The sequence below is a fragment of the Sphingobium sp. TomTYG72 genome (assembly GCF_055394715.1).
The window spans coordinates 1,264,999-1,281,257 of sequence record NZ_AP027336.1; the positions used below are offsets into that span (position 1 = coordinate 1,264,999).

The following is a 16,259-nucleotide window of genomic DNA, read 5'->3' on the forward strand; positions in this document are numbered from 1 at the left end:
GGAGCGCGCCCTAGCCTCTTAATCTTGCAGTTCGAAGACCGCGGGATCAGGCCTGAGCGGCGACCTCTTCAACTTCGGGCTCGTCCAGAGCACCAAGGTCAACGCCCGAAGCCTGCTGCGCACCTCGGTTGCCCTTGGTGGCGGCGGCCGCAATGGCGTCGCAATAGAGGCGGATCGCGCGGCTGGCGTCGTCATTCGCCGGAACCGGGAAAGCGATGCCGTCGGGCGAGACGTTCGAATCGAGGATCGCGACGACCGGGATACCCAGCGTGTTGGCTTCCTTGATCGCCAGCTCTTCCTTGTTGGCGTCGATCACGAACATGACATCGGGGATGCCGTTCATGTCGCGGATGCCGCCCAGCGACAGTTCGAGCTTCTCGCGCTCGCGGGTCATCTGAAGGACTTCCTTCTTGGTGAAGCCGTGGGTATCGCCCGACAGCTTTTCCTCAAGGGTCTTCAGACGCTTGATCGAGCCCGAGATCGTCTTCCAGTTGGTGAGCATGCCGCCCAGCCAGCGATGGTTGACGAAGTGCTGACCCGACTTGCGGGCGGCTTCAGCGATCGGGTCCTGCGCCTGGCGCTTGGTGCCGACGAACAGCACCTTGCCACCGGCAGCGACGGTCGCCGACACGAAGTCGAGCGCGCGGCCGAACAGGGGCACGGTCTGCGACAGGTCAAGGATGTGGATGCCGTTGCGCTCGCCGAAGATGTACGGCTTCATGCGCGGGTTCCAGCGGTGGGTCTGGTGGCCGAAGTGGGCGCCAGCCTCGATCAATTGGTGCATGGTGACGACAGGTGCCGCCATAATAGTTCTCCTTCCGGTTTGACCTCTGGGAATCAGGAACTGAGCGTCACGCCGTCAGCACCGGATATGTGTGATTCCCATGTGGAATGGCGCGGCCCTTACCCCCGGAGACGCCGTGACGCAAGGGGTTGACTTGTATGGAAGTTGAGAACATATAGTGAACATATGGAACAAACGGGCGATTTGGCCGGTTTGCAGCCTTCATCGGGACCTCGGTTCCCTAGCACAGAAAAGTGAGCGGCCTCATGTTCACCCTTGTTGCAGCTACCGTTTTCTTCGCGGCCTTCCTGCTGGCCGCTTCCACGATCGTCGGCATGTTCGCGCTCTATCGCGACAAGATGATCGCCGCTCTGCTGTTCGAACCGATCCCGCAGGAGCCACCGGTCTATCGTCTGCGCATTAGTCGCCGCCGCGCTGAACTTCGTCCGACACTCGCCGTCCGGCCCCTCGCGAGCGGTATCGTCGCTGCCTGATCGGCTTAAGCGCTGGTGGCAGCCTGCTGACGGCGCACCCGCGCATAGGACATGATGCCAAACGGGATGGTCACCAGATAGATGGCGCAGATGAAAAGCAGCGTCAGCCAGGGGTCGGTAATCAGCAACGCGGCCATCAGCCCCGCTACCGCGATGGCTTCCAACCTGATCCGCTTGCGCAACCGAAGCGCTGACCAGCTATAGGTGGCAACGCTGGATATCATCAGGAAAGCCGTGAAGGCGGTCCAGGGCGCGACGACATACCAGGCACGGAATATTTCCTGCCCCGTCACCAGCCATAGATAAAGCGGTACGAACGCCAGGCCTGCTCCCGCTGGCGCTGGCACTCCCGTCAGGAATCCAGCCGACTTATGCGGCTGCTCATCCGCGTCGATATTGGCGTTGAAACGAGCAAGCCGCAGCGCACATGACAGAGCGTGCGCTAGAGCGAATATCCAGCCGAACTTGGGCATCGCGTGCAATGACCAGAGATACAGGATCAGCGCCGGAGCGACACCGAAGGCGATCGAATCGGACAGCGAATCCAGTTCAGCCCCAAATCGGCTTTCCCCACGCAGCAGCCGAGCGATGCGACCGTCGAGCCCGTCAAGCACGCCCGCGATCAGGATAGACAGGACCGCCCTCTCCCACTCCCCGGAAATGCCATAGCGCACGCCCGTCAGGCCAAAGCATAGCGCCATTGCGGTGACGGCATTGGGCGCGACCATCCGCAGCGTGATGCCCCGGCGAAGCCCACGCGGGATAGCGCGCCGCTGCCTCATTGCTGGATACCCGAAATGACCCGCATGTCGCCAATCTGGCCCAGGATGGTCTCGCCTGCAACGGTCCTTTGCCCCAGCACCACGCGCGGCGCCGTTCCAGCGGGAAGGTATACGTCCACGCGGCTGCCAAAGCGGATAAGCCCGATCCGTTGCCCCGCCGCGATCATGTCGCCCGGTTTCACGAACGGCACGATCCGCCGCGCCACCAGCCCCGCGATTTGGGTGAAGCCGACGCGCAGTCCGTCATGCCGCTCCACCAGGATATGCTGGCGCTCATTATCCTCGCTCGCCTTGTCGAGGTCGGCGTTCAGGAACTTGCCCGAAATATAGACGACCGACTTCACGGTCCCGCCGATCGGCGTGCGATTAATGTGAACGTCGAACACACTCATGAAGATCGAAACGCGGATCATCGGCTGATCGCCAAGGCCATCCGCGCCAGCCATTTCACGCGGCGGCGGCACGCGCTGGATCAGCGTCACCAGGCCGTCGGCAGGCGCCACGATCGCCCTCTCATCCTGCGGTACGGCGCGCACCGGATCGCGGAAGAAAGCGAACACCCAGATCGTCACCATCACCATCAGCCAGCCGGGTATCGTCCAGCCTACCAGGAACAGCATTATCGTAATTGCCGCAGCAATCAGGCCGAATTTCATCCCCTCCGGATGCACCGAAGGGAAGCGCCACTTCACATTGCCGCCCAAGGCGACGGTGATTTCGTCATTTTCCATGGCACCTGTCTTTAGGGACAGTCACTTGCAGTGACAACGGCCGATCCTGCGCCGAGGTCTGGCAAAACCTGATGCCCGGCGAACGCCATTGCGCAGTTGAACATTGCCGCCGCTTTCCCTAGGGCGTGTCGCAATTGCATCCAAACGAAGAAGGCGAAGAGGCGCATGGCGAAGATCAAGGTCAAAAACCCGGTCGTGGAGATCGACGGCGACGAAATGACGCGGATCATCTGGCAGTGGATCCGTGAGCGCCTCATCCTCCCCTATCTCGACATCGACCTCAAATATTATGACCTGAGCGTCGAAAAGCGCGACGAAACCAACGACCAGATCACCGTCGATTGCGCCAATGCGGTCAAGCAATATGGGGTCGGCGTTAAGTGCGCCACCATCACCCCGGACGAAGCGCGCGTCGAGGAATTCGGCCTCAAGGAAATGTGGAAGTCGCCCAATGGCACGATCCGCAACATCCTGGGCGGCGTCGTGTTCCGCGAACCGATCGTCATCAAGAATGTGCCCCGCCTGGTCCCGGGCTGGACCGACCCCATCGTCATCGGCCGTCACGCGTTCGGCGACCAGTATCGCGCCACCGACTTCCTGGTTCCCGGCCCCGGCAAGCTGCGCATGGTCTGGGACGGCGCGAACGGCGAGAAGATCGAGAAAGACGTCTTCAACTTCCCCAGCCCGGGCGTCGCCATGGGCATGTACAATCTGGACGATTCGATCCGCGACTTCGCTCGCGCCAGCATGAACTATGCGCTCGATCGCGGATGGCCGCTGTATCTGTCGACCAAGAACACGATCCTCAAGGCCTATGACGGCCGCTTCAAGGACCTGTTCCAGGAAGTGTTCGACAATGAATTTGCCGATCAGTTCAAGGCGCAGGGCATCGTTTACGAACACCGCCTGATCGACGACATGGTCGCCTCTGCCCTCAAGTGGAGCGGCAAGTTCGTGTGGGCGTGCAAGAATTATGACGGCGACGTGCAGTCCGACACCGTCGCGCAGGGCTTCGGCTCGCTGGGCCTCATGACCTCCGTCCTGCTCTCGCCCGATGGCAAGACCGTCGAAGCGGAAGCCGCGCACGGCACCGTCACCCGCCACTATCGCCAGCATCAGCAGGGCAAGCAGACCTCGACCAACCCGATCGCGTCGATCTTCGCCTGGACGCAGGGCCTGGCCTATCGCGGCAAGTTCGACGACACCCCGGAAGTCACGAAGTTCGCCGAAACGCTGGAACGGGTCTGCATCGAAACCGTGGAAAGCGGCGCGATGACCAAGGATCTTGCCCTGCTGATCGGTCCCGATCAGGCATGGATGACCACCGAGCAGTTCTTCGAGGCGATCCGCGTGAACCTCGAAACCGCCATGGGCAATTGGAACTGATCCAGCCTTTTGGGCATTCAGTACGGAAACGGAATAAGGCGGTGCCGTCCAACGGCGCCGCCTTTTCCATGGCGGGAGATCGGCGATGACGACAGCAACACGCAAACGGCTGGAGGTCCGCACCGCCGTGCCCGCCGACGTTCGCGGCATCCAAAGGCTGATCGCGCGCGTCTATCCCGGCATGGCCAACTATTCGCTCGCAACCCTGCGCGGCCAGATCAACAATTTCCCGAACGGTTGCTTCGTCGCCCTCTATGACAACAAGATCGTCGGCTATTGCGCGACCATGCGCGTCAGCCGATCGATGGCCTTTTCCTTCCATGATTGGGAAGAAATCACCGCCAACGGCTTCGGCACCCGGCACAGTGCCGCCGGCGAATGGCTCTACGGCTATGAAATGGCGGTCGATCCAAAGCTGCGCGGGCTGCGTATCGGCCAGCGGCTCTATGACGAGCGCAAGGAACTGGCCGAAGAGCTAGACCTGCACGGCATCGTCATCGCGGGCCGCATGCCCGGCTATGCCCGAGCGAAACGCCGGGTCGACGGCCCCGCCGATTACCTCGACAAGGTGGTCCAGGGCAGGCTGCGCGACCAAGTCATCAGCTTCCAGCTCAAGAACCAGTTCGAACCGCTCGGCGTCCTTGAAAACTATCTGCCCGAAGACAAGCAGTCCGACGGTCACGCCGCGCATCTCGTCTGGCGCAACCCATATGTCGATCCCGACGAAGCGCCCGAAATGCGGGTGCCGCGCGGCGTCGAGAGCGTTCGCCTAGCCACCTGCCAGCTTCAGGCCCGCGCCGTCGCCGACTTCGATGAATTTATTCGCAACATCGAATATTTCGTTGATGTTGCAGCAGATTATCGCTCCGACTTCATCGTCTTCCCGGAATTGTTCACTCTCCCCCTGCTCTCCTTCGAAACCAGGAAACTGTCTCCGCTGGAAGCGATAGACAAGCTCACCGGCTACACACCGCGTCTGACGAAGGAACTGACGCGCATGGCGCTGGAATATAATATCAACATCATAGGCGGCTCCCACCCGACGCGCGCCGACGATGGCGACATCCAGAACATCGCCTATGTCGCCCTGCGCGACGGATCGGTCCACACGCAGGAAAAGATCCACCCGACCCCCAACGAAGCTTTCTGGTGGAACATCAAGGGCGGCGATTCGCTGGACGTGATCCAGACCGATTGCGGCCCGATCGGCGTCCTCATCTGCTATGACAGCGAATTTCCCGAACTCGCCCGCCGCCTCGTGGATCAGGGCGCGCGCATCATCTTCGTTCCCTTCTGCACCGACTCGCGCCTCGGCTATATGCGCGTGCGCTACTGCGCGCAGGCGCGGGCGATCGAAAACCAATGCTATGTCGTCATGTCCGGCAATGTCGGCAACCTGCCCAACGTCGACAACATGGACATCCAATATGCGCAAAGCGCCATCCTGACCCCCTGCGACCTACCCTTCGCCCGGGATGGCATCGCAGCGGAGTCCACCGAGAATGTCGAAACGCTGACCATGGCGGACGTCAACCTAGCCGACCTCAGCTGGGCGCGAGCGGAAGGCACGGTACGCAACCTCCGCGATCGCCGCTTCGACCTTTATCATATCGACTGGGACAGCAGCCCCGATCATGCCCATGCGCCGAGCGGCGGCCCGGTGCCCGCTGGAGGCCACAATGCGCCTGGCGGTGGGTGAAAAAAGCGAGCGTGGCTACCTTTCGCTCCCTAGCTCATGCACAGGAATGTCTTGGATGGGTGGTCAGGAGACAGTTCGGTGAGCGGTATCTTCAAGCGCATTGCGAACGTCCGTCAGTTAGTCGCGGCGAAGCGTTATTCTCTCTAGAGCGGTTTTCGACCGTTTTGAATCGATGAGGGATTTCCCTCCGGTCTGATTTGTGATTCAGAATCTGTGCTGGTGAAGGAGGCCGGCATGGATGGGTCACCCTCTGTCGATGGATTTGCGCACGCGGCTTCTGGCGGCGATTGATGGCGGGCTGAGTTGCCGAGGAGCGGCGGCGCGCTTTGGGGTTGCGCCATCGACAGCCATTCGCTGGCAGGCGCAGCGTCTGGAAACCGGCGCCTTCGCTCCCAAGCCGCAAGGCGGCGACATGCGATCCCGCCGAGTGGAGGAGCGAGCCGCCGATATCCTGGCCTTGTGGGAGGCGCGCAAGGACATCTCGCTCGAAGAACTGCGCATTGCCTTGGCCGAAGCGGGCCTGACGGTGTCGGTTGCCGGGCTGCACCGCTTCTTCGCCCGACGAGGCATGACGCGCAAAAAAAGACTGGGCATGCCATCGAGCAAGACCGCCCCGACGTCCTGAGGCAGCGCCACGACTGGTTCGAGAACCAGGTCGATCTGGAGCCGGAACGCTTGGTGTTTATCGACGAGACGTGGACCGCCACCAACATGGCCCGCAGTCACGGCCGTTGTGCCAGAGGCGAGCGGTTGCGGATGGGATACCCGCATGGCCATCGCAAGACCACCACGCTGGTCGCGGGCCTCCGCATGAGCGGCATGGTCGCACCGATGGTGCTGGACGGTCCGATCAACGGTGACTGGTTCGAAGCCTATGTCGCGCAGGTTCTCGTACCGGAGCTGCGGCCTGGCGACGTCGTCATCATGGACAATCTGTCGAGCCATAAGCGCCCCGCTGTCCGCGACCGGATCGAGGCGGCAGGGGCAGCGCTGCGCTTCCTGCCGCCCTACAGCCCCGACTTCAACCCGATCGAGAAGGCCTTCTCTCGCCTCAAGGCCATGCTCCGAAAAGCAGGTGAGCGCACCGTCAGCGGCCTGTGGGGCCTCATCGGCAGGCTCGTGGACATCTTCCAGCCCGCCGAATGTGCCAACTACTTCAGCTCGTGCGGCTATGATCCAGACTGATCGAAAACCGCTCTAAACTGTTCAGCAGCAGACGAATTTGCTCGTCGGTTCCTACCGTAATGCGGAGATAGTTGCTGATGCGAGGCAAATTGAAATGCCGCACAAGTATAGCCGCTTCGCGGAGGCGCGCCGCGAGCGTAGCTCCATCGTGCCGGGGATGGCATGCCAATACAAAATTGGCTGCTGATGGCAGGACTCCAAATCCGAGCGCTTCGAGGCCATCGACCATTACATCGCGCGCCTGCATGATTTGTTTTCGGCACAGCTGGAAATAGGCTTCGTCGCGCAGTGAGGCGATGGCACCGACTTGAGCCAAACGATCGATCGGGTATGAGTTAAAGCTATCCTTCACTCGCACAAGCGCCTCGATCAAGGCTCGATCGCCAACCGCATAGCCGACACGCAGTCCCGCCAGTCCACGCGACTTGGACATGGTGCGAACGACCAAAAGATTAGGATGATCGGCGATGAGCGGGATCGCCGTCTCTCCACCGAAATCGACATAAGCCTCGTCAATTACCACCGGCACGTTTGGATGCCGTTCCAGCAGACGAGCAATCTCCGCAAGGCTGACGGCGATGCCTGTGGGTGCATTAGGATTAGGAAATATGATCCCGCCGTTACCGGGGCGATACTCATCAACGCGCAAGTGAAATCCCACGTCCAGCGGCACCGTCTCGTACTCGATCCCGTACAGGCGACAGTAGACAGGGTAGAAGCTGTAGGTGATGTCCGGGAACAGTATCGGCGCATCGTGCTTGAGCAAGCCAGCAAAGGTGTGGGCCAGTACCTCATCAGAACCGTTGCCTACAAAAACCTGGTCGCCATCCACCTCATGATAAGCGGCAATCTCATCCCGCAAGGCTGATGACTGAGGGTCAGGATACAATCTGAGAGTAGAAGTAGCCTCTTGCCTGATCGCCGTCAGCACAGAAGGGGCCGGTCCCATTGGCAATTCATTAGTGTTAAGTTTCACTAAGCCCGGAATAGGAGGCTGCTCTCCCGGCACATACGGCTGGAGATCGTGAACAAACTGGCTCCAAAAACGGCTCATGGCGGTGGTGCTAATAGTGAAGGGCTCTTAACTCAATCTATAGGTTGAGCGCGATCTGAATGACAGTTTCTTGGAAGCGAGCTTTCCCGGGTGACGGCCAATTTTGATCGCCAGCCGACCCTCCTCATTTCGTCATGCCAGCGCACGCTGGCATCTCGGTCGATGGCACTCGAACTCGCCTCACGAGCTCCCAGCTTGCCGCTGGGACGACGAGAAAGGACAACTGCACGGGATCGAAACCACACCACCGCTCGAACATGAAACATCTTCAGCCATCGATCATTACATAAGCCGTGCCATCGACAGCCATTCGCGAATTTCACTATGACGCCGCCGAACATCGGCTGGACGTCCAGTTCGTGAGCGGAAAGCGTTACAGCTATTTCGATGTGCCGGAAAATCTGGCCGCAAAGATGACCAAAGCGGCCTCGAAGGGCGGCTTTTTCAACCATCACATCCGCGATCGCTTTCCCTTCACTCGACGGTGACGGACTTTGCCAGATTGCGCGGCTGATCGACATCGGTCCCCTTCGCCACCGCCACATGATAGGCGAGCAACTGCACCGGCACGGCATAGACCATCGGTGCGATCAGCGGATGGACCTTGGGCATGGTGATCGTAGCGATGCAGCCCTCGCCCGCCGCCTTCACGCCGTCATAGTCGGAAATCAGCACCACCTTGCCGCCGCGTGCCTGCACTTCCTGCATGTTGCTGACGGTCTTTTCAAACAGCGGTCCGCTCGGCGCCAGAACGATCACCGGCACCTTGTCATCGATCAGCGCGATCGGCCCGTGCTTCATCTCGCCGGCCGCATAGCCTTCGGCGTGGATATAGCTGATTTCCTTGAGCTTCAGCGCCCCTTCCAGCGCCAGCGGATAATCCGGACCCCGGCCCAGATAGAGCACGTCCCGCGCCCCCGCGATCAGGTGCGCCATGCCCTCGATCGACTCGTCATAGGCCAGCGCGCCGTTAAGAGCGGCAGGCGCTTCGGCGAGGTGACGGACCAGCTCCTTCTCGCCCTTCGCATCCAGTCGCCCCCTGGCCCGCGCCAGATTCGCCGCGAATGCCGCCAGAACAGCCAGCTGGCAAGTAAAGGCCTTGGTCGACGCGACACCGATTTCCGGCCCGGCATGGGTCGGCAACAGCAGATCAGCCTCCCGCGCCATGGTGCTGGTGGGCACATTGACGACCGCCGCGATCTTCTGCCCCTCGCTACGGGCATGGCGGAGCGCGGCCAGCGTATCAGCGGTTTCGCCCGACTGACTGATGACGATCATCAGCCCGCCATCCTCCATCACGGGCGCGCGGTAGCGGAACTCGCTTGCCACATCGATATCGACGGGGACGCGAGCGAATTGCTCCACCCAATATTTGGCGACCATCCCCGCATAATAGCTGGTGCCGCACGCAACGATGGTGACGCGGCGGATCGCCCCCAGGTCGAAATCCGGAATGGGGAGCGACACCCGGTCTTCCATCCGCTGAAGGTATGACTTCAGCGTCTGAGCGACGACCACCGGCTGCTCGTAGATTTCCTTGAGCATATAGTGGCGGTGATTGCCCTTGGAGATCAACTCGCCGGTCACGCCGGAAATGGTGATTGGCCGCTCGACAGGGTTGTTGTCCTTGTCAAAAATCTCCGCACCCTCTGCGGTGATGACGACCCAGTCGCCCTCCTCCAGATAGGCAATGCGCTGGGTCAACGGCGCCAGCGCTAGCGCGTCGGAGCCCAGATAGGTCTCACCCTCGCCATAGCCCACGACCAGCGGCGACCCCAGCCGCGCGCCGATCAGCATGCCGGGATGGCTGCGGAACAGGATGGCCAGCGCAAATGCACCATGCAGGCGGGGCAGCACTTGCGCCACCGCGTCCTTCGGCGAAGCGCCCTGCTCCACCAACTCGCTCACCAGATGCGCGACAACTTCCGTATCTGTTTCGCTATCGAAACGACGTCCACGGCTGGTCAGCTCCTCCCGCAGCGGCTTGAAATTCTCGATGATCCCATTGTGCACCAGCGCCACTTCATTGGTCGCATGCGGATGCGCATTACTCGTCGTCGGCGCCCCATGCGTGGCCCAGCGGGTATGCGCGATCCCTGTCGTCCCCGGCAGCGGATTATTCGCCAATTCCTTCACCAGATTGGCAAGCTTGCCCTCCGCCCGCCGCCGCTCGATCGCGCCCTCATAAACGGTCGCGACACCCGCGCTGTCATAGCCGCGATATTCCAGGCGCCTCAGCCCATCGACCAAACGCTCCGCCACATCGTCCTTACCGATGATCCCGATGATACCGCACATGAATCCTGAGCCTCAAAGCTATGCAAACAAACGACCAACCCGTTCCGCGCCCACCTATGCCATGATCGACGGAACAGCGACAGGGTAGACAGTCATTCTGGACGAATTGTAACCAACCAGACATCGGGCGGCGAGAGCAGTCTGATCGGCAGGCCACTGGTGCCGATCCCCGCCGATACGACCATGGACTTCGCACCATCGAGATAGGCACCACAAGCATAGCGGGTGCCGAAGTGGGACGGCACATAGACAATCCCAGCAAAGGGCAGCGCCACCTGACCACAATGCGTGTGCCCGACCAACGCCAGCAGGGGCCTGTCGGGCAGGGAGGGGAAAACGTCAGGCCCGTGGGAAAGGACTATCTGCGCGCCGCCGATATCCTTCATCTCCTGCAACACGGCAGGGACATCCGGGCGGTCGGTGTAAATATCGCGCAACCCGCCGATCACCAGCGGCCCCCGGCGCACAGCCTGGTCGGTCAGAAGGGTGATCCCGATCCGCCGGAAAAGGGCGCGCCATTGGGTGCGACTGATCTTCGCGTAACGGCGCGCATCATGATTGCCGAGTATCGCCAGCACGCCCATTGGGGCGCGCAGAGCCGAAAAGGGCGCGATACTCGCTTGCGGATCATAAACCGCACCGCCCTTATGATCGCCGATATAGTCCCCGCCCAAAAGGATAAGATCGGGCTTTAGGCCGTTCACCTGACGCACGATCCGCGCCATTCTTTTCGGACTGTTATCCGGCCCCGACAGATGGGTATCGGTCATCAGTGCGACCGTTACCGGCCGCTGCGGCGCGCCTTCCGGAAATGGCAGCGCAATGTCTATCCGGCGCACCATGGGCGTAGCCCGCGCATTGGTGAAAAGCCAGATGCAAGAGCCTGCCGCGATCAGGCCAAGCAGAAGCAGCGCCCAAAAGCATCCGCCACGACTGAACGGGGATTTCACTTGGCCGCTTTACGCGCCTGCATGCCAGCGCGGAAACGCGCCGCCCATCCGGGCTTGCCCTCCTGCGCGGGCCGGACGAGGCAAAGAGCGTCCGCCTCTACCTCCTTGGTCACCACGCTCCCTGCCCCGACGATCGCGCCTGAGCCGATCCTGACCGGGGCGACCAGCGCACTGTTGGAGCCGATGAACGCCCCCGCGCCGATTTCCGTCTTATATTTGAAAAAGCCATCATAGTTGCAGGTGATCGTACCCGCGCCGACATTCGCGCCTGCCCCGACGGTGGCATCGCCAATATAGGACAGGTGGTTGACCTTAGCGCCTTCGCCCAGTTCCGCCTTTTTGATTTCGACGAAATTGCCGACCTTCGCCTTTGCGCCAATTTGGGCTCCGGGACGCAGTCGGGCATAGGGGCCGATCTCTGCACCCTTGGAGATGGTTGCGCCCTCGATGTGCGAGAAGGCATGGATGACCACATCGTCGGCCACCGTCACACCCGGCCCAAATACGACATTCGGCTCGACCAGGACATCACGACCAAGTTCGGTGTCATGCGCGAAGAAAACGGTTTCCGGCGCCACCAGCGTCACGCCATCACGCATCGCTTCGCCGCGCCGCCGGTCCTGCCAGGCAGCCTCGATCACGGCCTGCTCCGCACGGCTGTTCACGCCAGCCACTTCCCAAGCCTCGGTTTCGATGACGGCACTTTGGGCGCCGGGCAGCATGATGATGTCGGGCAGATAATATTCGCCCGCCGCGTTGTCGTTGCCGATCTTGTCGAGCAGCACGAAAAGGTCGGTCGACCGCACAGCCATCAGGCCGGAGTTGCACAGCGTCACAGCTCGTTCGGCCGCGTCGGCATCCTTATATTCGACCATCTTGTCGATGATGCCCTGCCCACTGGTGATGATCCGCCCATAGGCGCCCGCGTCCTCCGGCCTGAAGCCCAGCACCACGGCGCGCAGGTCATCACCCAGGTTCAAACGGTCCAGCATGGCCCGCATGGTCTCTGCCCGCACCAGCGGCACATCGCCATAGAGGATCAATATGTCACCAGCGAAACCGGCAAGTGCGTCATGCGCCTGGGCAACCGCGTGGCCAGTTCCCAACTGCTGCTCCTGCACGGCGATCACCGCGCCTGTTCCGGCAACAGCGGCTTCCACTTGCTCGCGGCCCGCGCCAACCACGACGACCTGCCGCTCGGGCTGAAGCTCCGCGACACTGGCCAGCAGGTGCAGCAACATTGGCCGCCCCGCGACCGGATGGAGCACCTTGTGCTTGGCGGACTTCATGCGCGTGCCCTGCCCGGCGGCAAGGATGATGACGGCGAGTGGGCGGGTGGCGGTCACGGCGGAACGCGTCCTCTTTAGCAGGAAGGTTATGAATCTGATCGCTCTCTGCCACGTTTGCCTTGCCTTTGCCACCGGAGAGGCCGCATGAGCCGCGCATGACCAGCATTCCCTTCGATATAGTGGGTTTCGACCTCGACGGCACCTTGCTCGACACGAGCGGCGACCTCGCCGCGGCAGTCAATTACGCGATCGCGACCGATGGCCGCCTGCCTTTTCCCGTCGATGCCATCCGCCCATTCGTGGGCAAGGGCGCGAAAGTCATGCTGGAACGGGCGCTAACCGCATCGGGCGGCTATGATGACGCCCTGCTGGCTCGGATGCTGCCGACGTTGCTCGATTATTATGAGCAGAATCTCGCCATCCATTCGGTTCCCTATCCCGGCCTCATGGGCGCCATGGAGGCATTGGACAGGGCAGGCGTAAAACTTGCGATCTGCACGAACAAGGCTGAACGCTTCACCATTCCCCTGCTCCATCAGATCGGCCTTTCCGAACGCTTCGTCAGCGTCATTGGCGGCGACACGCTTGGCGTAGCAAAGCCGGATCCAGCGCCGATCCACGAGATGATCGCGCGCGCTGGCGGCGGCCGCACGATATTCCTCGGCGACACGATCAACGACATCGCGGGCGCTCGTAACGCGGGAGTACCAAGCATAGCGGTCAGCTTCGGTTTCCTCGACGGCCCCGTCGAACAATTGGAAGCAGACGCGGTCATAGATCATTTCGATGAACTGATGCCGCTTCTCGAAGGTTGGCCAGGCTGATCGTCGGCCGTTTGATCCATAGCGGATGAACATCTCGTCGATTTTGGAAGTATTTTTTAAACAAAGGCTTATACCGCCGCCCCAACGGCGGCTTCGTGCTGTCGATCTTCCGGGTAACAGCAGGTAAAGGCGGTCAGCATGGGAGAAAATTTCGCTTTCTTCCTGCCGATCATGATGGCCAGCTTTGGCATCGCGTTCCTGATCATCTGTAACTGGCATGTGCGAGCCGCTGCCTGGTGGAGCGCGGCCTTCTTTTGCGTCGCCGCAGGATTTGCGGCACCCGTTGGTTTTGCCGCAATCCCAGACCCTGTCTGGAGCATCATCGCCGATCTGCTGTTTGCCACCGGGTTCCTGCTTTTCGGTCAGGCCCTGTTGCAACGCTGGCGACCATCCTGGCTTCTGACGGCGCGGCTGATGATCTGGGGCGGCTCGATCCTGCTGTGCATCCTCGCCTATGCGATGGACAATCTGCCGCTCGAGCTGGTCGCCTCGGACTTTGGCTGCTTCCTGCTGATCGGACTTCCCCTTGTCGCGGCGAAGGATCACTTGCGTACAGGGGCCGATCGGACGTTGTTCGCCGCTGCGTCGCTCGTCGCATTGGATAATTTCGTTCGCGGCACCACTGTCCCGCTCACGCTGTCGGAGAATGGCGACTTCCTCACCGGCGAATATGCCTTTTTGATGCAGGCGCTTGCATGCATATTCGGCTTGTTTCTCGCCTTCGCTGCTCTTGCGACGCAGGTGATCGACATACTGAGCCGCTACCAGCGGGAAGCCATGGTCGATCCGTTATCCGGCCTCTTCAATCGTCGGGGATTCGATGACGCCATCCAGCGTAGGCAATCGGATGAGCTGCCCGCAGGAAGTCTCATTGTCTGTGACATCACCATTTCAAGACCATCAACGACGAATATGGTCACGCATCCGGCGATCAGGTGATCCGGGCGCTTTCTCGTCTTCTAACCACAATGGCTCCGGAGGGCGCGGTCGTGGCCCGCTTCGGTGGAGAGGAATTTGTCCTGTTCCTACCGGGCATCGATGCAGCACATGCGGCGGAGATCGCGAACAAATTGCGCGAAGGCTTCACCGCGACGATTGCAACACAACTGCGGCTCAGCCGTCCGTTGACCGCCAGCTTTGGCCTATCGACCACTCAACGCAGCGACACGTCAATCCACGACACCATCGCTCGCGCTGACAAAGCACTCTATGATGCGAAGGCGCGTGGCCGGAACCGCGTCTGCATCCGGCGCGCGCTATCCTCGCCAACCATAGCGGCGGCATCCACGCCACGCATCGCCAGCGCCTGAAAAGCAGAAGGGCCGCACAGCGGCGGCCCTTTCCAACTTCGCCAAAGGCGCCGATCACATGTGGATCGGTTTGCCCATGACCGCCATCGCGGCTTCCTTGATCGCTTCGCTATGCGTCGGATGCGCGTGGCAGGTATAGGCGATATCCTCGCTCGATGCGCCGAATTCCATCGCCTGTGCCGCTTGCGCGATCATCGTGCCAGCCACGGTCGCGATGATCCACACGCCCAGGACCCGGTCGGTTTCCGCATCGGCGATCACCTTCACAAAGCCGTCGGGCTCATGATTGGTCTTGGCGCGGCTGTTCGCCATCATCGGGAACTTGCCGACCTTGACCGCACCGCGTTCCTTGGCGGCTTCCTCGGTAAGGCCGACGCCTGCAATCTCAGGCTTGGTATAGACCACCGACGGGATCACCGCGTGGTTCACGATCCCGGTCAACCCGGCGATGTTCTCCGCAACGGCGATGCCCTCGTCCTCAGCCTTATGCGCCAGCATCGGGCCGGGGATCACATCGCCGATGGCCCAAACACCGGGGACCTTGGTCGCAAAGTCATGATCGGTTTCGATCTGTCCGCGCGCGTTGAGTTCAAGGCCGATCTTGTCCAGAGCCAGCCCGTCGGTATTGGGACGGCGGCCGATCGACACCAGCACGACATCGGCCTCGATCGTCTCCGAAGCCCCGCCCGCAGCGGGTTCAACCGTCAGGCTGACGCCCTTCTTATGCGCCTTGGCGCCCGTGACCTTGGTGCCGAGCTTATATTCAAAGCCCTGCTTCTTGAACATCTTGTTCGCTTCCTTGCGAACCTCGCCATCCATGCCCGGCAGGATCTGATCGAGAAATTCGACGACCGTCACCTTCGAGCCCAGACGGCGCCAGACCGAACCCAATTCCAGCCCGATGACGCCCCCGCCGATGACGACGAGGTGATCCGGAACCTTGTCCAGTTCCAGAGCGCCGGTTGAATCGACGATCAGGCCCTTGTCGTTGTCCACTTCGACGCCCGGCAGCGGCGTCACGGAGGAACCCGTCGCGATGATGATATTCTTCGCGGTCACAGCCTTGCCCGCAACATCGACCGTGTTCGCGCCGGTGAAGCTGGCCCGGCCCTTCAACCAGTCGACCTTGTTCTTTTTGAACAGGAATTCGATGCCGCCCGTTAGGCCCTTCACGGCATCCTTGCGCTGGCCCTGCATGGTATCCAGATCAAGGCTCATCTTGTCGATCTTGACGCCCAGCTTTGCGAGCGCGCCACCTGCGGCCTCCTCATAAAGCTCCGACGCGTGAAGCAGAGCCTTCGACGGAATGCAGCCGACATTCAAGCAGGTGCCGCCCAGTGTCTCACGGCTCTCGGCGCACGCAGTCTTGAGACCCAGTTGAGCCGCGCGGATGGCCGCGACATAGCCCCCCGGACCCGCGCCGATCACCAGGACGTCATAATCGAAGTCAGCCATCTCAATCTCCGTTCGCCC

Annotated in this window: 16 protein-coding genes; 8 read left to right on the plus strand and 8 right to left on the minus strand. The window is 61.3% G+C overall.

The window, feature by feature from the left end:
* Positions 1–46: 46 nt before the first annotated feature.
* Complete coding sequence (gene rpsB / locus ACZ5U1_RS06430; RefSeq protein WP_196224072.1) at positions 47–805, minus strand: 30S ribosomal protein S2; 759 nt, start codon at positions 803–805, stop codon at positions 47–49.
* A gap of 245 nt (positions 806–1,050) precedes the next feature.
* Between rpsB and ACZ5U1_RS06435 the strand changes: the two genes are divergently transcribed.
* A complete protein-coding gene (locus tag ACZ5U1_RS06435) occupies positions 1,051–1,278 on the plus strand; it encodes a hypothetical protein (protein ID WP_464779861.1) in 228 nt (75 codons plus the stop codon).
* A gap of 5 nt (positions 1,279–1,283) precedes the next feature.
* Here the strand turns inward: ACZ5U1_RS06435 and ACZ5U1_RS06440 are convergent, their stop codons facing one another.
* Both ACZ5U1_RS06440 and ACZ5U1_RS06445 read right to left on the minus strand, forming a co-directional pair.
* Positions 1,284–2,060: a CDP-alcohol phosphatidyltransferase family protein gene (locus ACZ5U1_RS06440; RefSeq protein WP_464779862.1), complete on the minus strand. Its 777-nt coding sequence runs from the start codon at positions 2,058–2,060 to the stop codon at positions 1,284–1,286.
* A complete protein-coding gene (locus tag ACZ5U1_RS06445; RefSeq protein ID WP_464779863.1) occupies positions 2,057–2,791 on the minus strand; it encodes a phosphatidylserine decarboxylase in 735 nt (244 codons plus the stop codon). The genes ACZ5U1_RS06440 and ACZ5U1_RS06445 overlap by 4 nt, the downstream gene beginning before the upstream one ends.
* A gap of 165 nt (positions 2,792–2,956) precedes the next feature.
* Between ACZ5U1_RS06445 and ACZ5U1_RS06450 the strand changes: the two genes are divergently transcribed.
* The 3 genes from ACZ5U1_RS06450 (at position 2,957) to ACZ5U1_RS06460 (ending at position 7,061) form a co-directional block, all read left to right on the plus strand.
* Positions 2,957–4,177, plus strand: coding sequence for an NADP-dependent isocitrate dehydrogenase (locus ACZ5U1_RS06450; protein ID WP_464779864.1), 1,221 nt, complete (start codon positions 2,957–2,959; stop codon positions 4,175–4,177).
* Positions 4,178–4,262: 85 nt separating this feature from the next.
* Complete coding sequence (locus ACZ5U1_RS06455; protein WP_196224076.1) at positions 4,263–5,876, plus strand: carbon-nitrogen hydrolase family protein; 1,614 nt, start codon at positions 4,263–4,265, stop codon at positions 5,874–5,876.
* A 238-nt stretch (positions 5,877–6,114) separates the two neighbouring features.
* Positions 6,115–7,061, plus strand: a protein-coding gene (locus tag ACZ5U1_RS06460) for an IS630 family transposase (protein ID WP_464777875.1) whose coding sequence is annotated in 2 segments (ribosomal slippage) — positions 6,115–6,451 and positions 6,451–7,061 — 948 coding nt in all. Because the reading frame shifts where the segments join, the coding sequence is not laid out codon by codon here.
* On the opposite strand, the gene hisC is transcribed toward ACZ5U1_RS06460, so the two are convergent.
* Positions 7,033–8,115 (minus strand): histidinol-phosphate transaminase, encoded by a 1,083-nt coding sequence (gene hisC, locus ACZ5U1_RS06465; RefSeq protein ID WP_464779865.1) that lies wholly within the window; start codon positions 8,113–8,115, stop codon positions 7,033–7,035. The two genes, ACZ5U1_RS06460 and hisC, sit on opposite strands and share 29 nt — an antisense overlap.
* A 293-nt stretch (positions 8,116–8,408) precedes the next feature.
* Here hisC and ACZ5U1_RS06470 point away from each other — a divergent pair, with 293 nt between their 5' ends.
* Positions 8,409–8,603 carry a KTSC domain-containing protein gene (locus tag ACZ5U1_RS06470; protein WP_464779866.1) on the plus strand — a complete coding sequence of 65 codons (195 nt, stop codon included), beginning with the start codon at positions 8,409–8,411 and terminating at the stop codon, positions 8,601–8,603.
* On the opposite strand, the gene glmS is transcribed toward ACZ5U1_RS06470, so the two are convergent.
* From glmS to glmU, 3 genes are all read right to left on the minus strand, one after another.
* Positions 8,590–10,413: a glutamine--fructose-6-phosphate transaminase (isomerizing) gene (gene glmS, locus ACZ5U1_RS06475; RefSeq protein WP_464779867.1), complete on the minus strand. Its 1,824-nt coding sequence runs from the start codon at positions 10,411–10,413 to the stop codon at positions 8,590–8,592. The genes ACZ5U1_RS06470 and glmS overlap by 14 nt on opposite strands.
* A gap of 92 nt (positions 10,414–10,505) precedes the next feature.
* Positions 10,506–11,363 (minus strand): metallophosphoesterase, encoded by an 858-nt coding sequence (locus ACZ5U1_RS06480; protein WP_464779868.1) that lies wholly within the window; start codon positions 11,361–11,363, stop codon positions 10,506–10,508.
* Positions 11,360–12,652, minus strand: coding sequence for a bifunctional UDP-N-acetylglucosamine diphosphorylase/glucosamine-1-phosphate N-acetyltransferase GlmU (gene glmU / locus ACZ5U1_RS06485; RefSeq protein WP_464779983.1), 1,293 nt, complete (start codon positions 12,650–12,652; stop codon positions 11,360–11,362). The genes ACZ5U1_RS06480 and glmU overlap by 4 nt, the downstream gene beginning before the upstream one ends.
* Positions 12,653–12,807: 155 nt before the next feature.
* Between glmU and ACZ5U1_RS06490 the strand changes: the two genes are divergently transcribed.
* The 3 genes from ACZ5U1_RS06490 (at position 12,808) to ACZ5U1_RS06500 (ending at position 14,786) form a co-directional block, all read left to right on the plus strand.
* Positions 12,808–13,476: an HAD family hydrolase gene (locus tag ACZ5U1_RS06490; protein ID WP_464779869.1), complete on the plus strand. Its 669-nt coding sequence runs from the start codon at positions 12,808–12,810 to the stop codon at positions 13,474–13,476.
* 138 nt (positions 13,477–13,614) lie between these two features.
* Complete coding sequence (locus ACZ5U1_RS06495; protein ID WP_464779870.1) at positions 13,615–14,415, plus strand: hypothetical protein; 801 nt, start codon at positions 13,615–13,617, stop codon at positions 14,413–14,415.
* Positions 14,412–14,786, plus strand: a complete 375-nt coding sequence (locus ACZ5U1_RS06500) for a GGDEF domain-containing protein (RefSeq protein ID WP_464779871.1) — start codon at positions 14,412–14,414, stop codon at positions 14,784–14,786. The genes ACZ5U1_RS06495 and ACZ5U1_RS06500 overlap by 4 nt, the downstream gene beginning before the upstream one ends.
* Before the next feature lie 54 nt (positions 14,787–14,840).
* Here the strand turns inward: ACZ5U1_RS06500 and lpdA are convergent, their stop codons facing one another.
* Positions 14,841–16,241, minus strand: coding sequence for a dihydrolipoyl dehydrogenase (lpdA, locus tag ACZ5U1_RS06505; RefSeq protein ID WP_464779872.1), 1,401 nt, complete (start codon positions 16,239–16,241; stop codon positions 14,841–14,843).
* Positions 16,242–16,259 lie beyond the last annotated feature (18 nt).